This window comes from Lapillicoccus sp., from assembly GCF_036559105.1.
Classification (GTDB): domain Bacteria; phylum Actinomycetota; class Actinomycetes; order Actinomycetales; family Dermatophilaceae; genus Lapillicoccus.
In genome coordinates this window covers 1-2,621 of the sequence record NZ_DATBTV010000044.1, presented here as the reverse complement: position 1 = coordinate 2,621, position 2,621 = coordinate 1, and the positions used below count along the sequence as shown (strand labels likewise).

The following is a 2,621-nucleotide window of genomic DNA, read 5'->3' as shown; positions in this document are numbered from 1 at the left end:
CCCACTCACAGAGGTCAGGACGTCGCGAACCACTTGAGCGTGTTGCCCACCAGCGTCGCCTTGTCTGCCGCCGTCCCGAACGCCTCGATCGGGAAGGCCGCGAAGAACACCTTGTAGGTACCGGTAGCCGCGGTGAGGGCGCGTCGGTCTTGCCGGTGTCGTCGGTGAATGCCGCCGCGCCCGGTGGGATCGGCGTGGTCTGGTCCTCGAAGTTTGCGCCGAGGAGTTGTGGTTGATCGGCACGGTTCCGAGGCCCGCGGTGAGCGGGTTGCCGGCGATCGCCGTGACGCTGACGGTGGCCTTGTCGTTCTGGTTCTCGGTGCCGTCCCAGTTGATGTGGAGATAGTTCTTGACGAAGGCTGTGGTGCCTGCGGCCTGGTCGAGGATGTCCTGACCGGACATCAGCAGCCGTCCGCCGCCGTCGAGGAAGGAGGCAAGCTCCGACTCGTACGGGGTGATCGGCGCGGGGTAGGAGTTACCGGTCCACCAGACGACGTTGGTGTGCGCCTTGAGGTAGGACAGCGGCAGGTTCGGGTCCGCGGCAAGGTCCCAGTAGCCGTAGCTCTGGCTGCCCATCGCGGCCTTGTAGTACGGCGCCGAGTCGATCGGGTTGTTCGTGTCTCCGTCGACGAGGAGGTTGGCCGACGCCACGGCGATCGTCGTGAACGACGCGCCGGCCGAGACGCTGGGGCTGCCCACCGAGGTGACGGTGAGGTGCTCGGTGTCCTTCGCGTCGTTGGCCGCACTAGCAGGAACCGCGACCTTCACGCATACCGTCGTCCACGCCCCGCCCGCGACCGTCGGCGTCGTCGTCAGTGGCGTCGTGCACGTCGCGTCGTACGTCGTCGTCGGCCAGGTGCCCGACGTCCCCAGGTTGTAGCTGTCGGCCGTGTAGCCCTGGTTAGCGACGGGAGGTGGTGGCGCATGATGGTCCGACACCGACGAACGAGGGAGGCCGGCGACGCGTGTTCACCCGTCCACCCGGAGCCGCCGCTCGGGCGGCGCTGCTCGTTGCCCTGCTCGCCGCGGTGCCCGTCGCGGCCGCGTGCTCGGCCGCCCCACCGGCGGCGACCGTGACTCCCGCTGACGACACCCCGACGCGGGCGACCTCGTCGGCGACTCCCACGACGGGGGGTACCGGCTGCCCGCCGACCGCGCTGTCCAGCGGGCCGATCACCAGCCAGGTGGTCGTCGTGACCACGTCGGCGACGTCCGCGGCCGGCGGGTCGGTGCTCCCGGTCAAGACCGAGATCGTGGTCCTCTCGGACGGGCCGCGGGTGACCGCCCGGCCTCAGTGGTCGGCCCTGGAGGTGCTCGCTCCCGGAGCGGTCGTCGCGCGATCAGTGGGAAGCGCGGGCCCAGACGTCCCGACGCCGATCACCCGGGGGAGGACGATCCCGGCGCAGACCGTGCCGACCACGATCACGCTGACCGGGTGTGACGGCAAGCCACTGGCCGCCGGGGCGTACCGGTTGCGAGCGCTGGTTGGTTACGGCAGCGACGCGCTGAACAACGCGCAGGGCGGTCCCAGCGGGGCGTACGTCATGGCCAGCGAGCCGGTGGATCTGACGATCACCTGAGAACCGTTGCCGGTCAACGCTGCTCGACCGCTCGGCGGATGCGGTCGAGAGACTCCTCGAGGATCACCGTGGTGGTGCCGAAGTTCAGCCGCGCGAAACGATGCGCCGGCGCCCGGAACGGCCGGCCCGGGCTGAGCGCGACCTTGGCCTCGTGCAGGAACCACTCGGCCGGGTCGGTGTCGAGCTCCAGCTCGGTGCAGTCGAGCCAGGCGAGATAGGTGCCCTCGTTCCGGCGGTGCCGCACCCCGGGCATCCCGTCGACGGCCTCCGCGACGAGCTCGGCGTGCCGGGCGAGCAGGCTCCGGACGTCGGCCAGCCACTCCTGACCTTCCCGGTATGCGGCGATGCTCGCCTCGATCCCGAGCGACGCCACCCCGACCTTGGCCCACAGGGGGATCCGCCGCCACGCGGCTCGGTCGGCGGCGTTGCTGGTGACCACCTGGGCGCACTTGAGCCCGGGCAGGTTCCAGGCCTTGCTCGCCGAGACGAGCGTGACGGTGTGGCTCGCGGTGGCCGGTGTGAGCGACGCATACGGGAGGTGGATGCCCTCGAAGACGAGCGGCGCGTGGATCTCGTCGGCGATGACCCGGGCCCCATGTCGTTCGACGACCTCGGCGATGGCCAGCAGCTCGGCGCGGTCGAGGACGCGTCCGAGCGGGTTGTAGGGGTTGCAGAGCAGCACCGTGCGCGCGCCGTGGGCGAGGGCCCCGTCGAGGGCGTCGAGGTCGAAGGTCGGGCGTCCGTCGACCTCCACCATCGGGACGTGGACCTGGGGGCGGCCGGACAGCTCGACGACGTCGAAGAACGGCATGTAGACCGGTGTCGTGATGACGACCGGGTCGTCGCGTCCGCTGAACGTCTCCAGGGCGAGCGTCACCCCTCGCATCACATCGGCGACCAGGAACACGTCGTCGGGGTCGACGGTCCAGCCGTGCCGGCGGGCCAGGTCGTCGGCCAGGGCGTCGGCGAGACCCGAGGGACCGGCGTCGAGGGGGTACCCGAAGGTCTCGGCGTCCACCGCTCGGTGCAGCGCCGCCGTGA

General features: G+C 70.9%; 3 protein-coding genes. 1 reads left to right on the top strand and 2 read right to left on the bottom strand.

From position 1 onward, the window contains the following. A partial coding sequence (locus VIG79_RS06195; RefSeq protein WP_331883488.1) for a hypothetical protein occupies window positions 1-939 on the bottom strand: 939 nt, incomplete at its 3' end. Between the two features lie 26 nt (window positions 940-965). Here VIG79_RS06195 and VIG79_RS06190 point away from each other — a divergent pair. After that, a complete protein-coding gene (locus VIG79_RS06190; RefSeq protein WP_331883485.1) occupies window positions 966-1,580 on the top strand; it encodes a hypothetical protein in 615 nt (204 codons plus the stop codon). Between the two features lie 13 nt (window positions 1,581-1,593). On the opposite strand, the gene VIG79_RS06185 is transcribed toward VIG79_RS06190, so the two are convergent. Continuing rightward, window positions 1,594-2,621 (bottom strand): MalY/PatB family protein (locus VIG79_RS06185; RefSeq protein ID WP_331883483.1); only part of this gene is annotated, 1,028 nt, incomplete at its 5' end.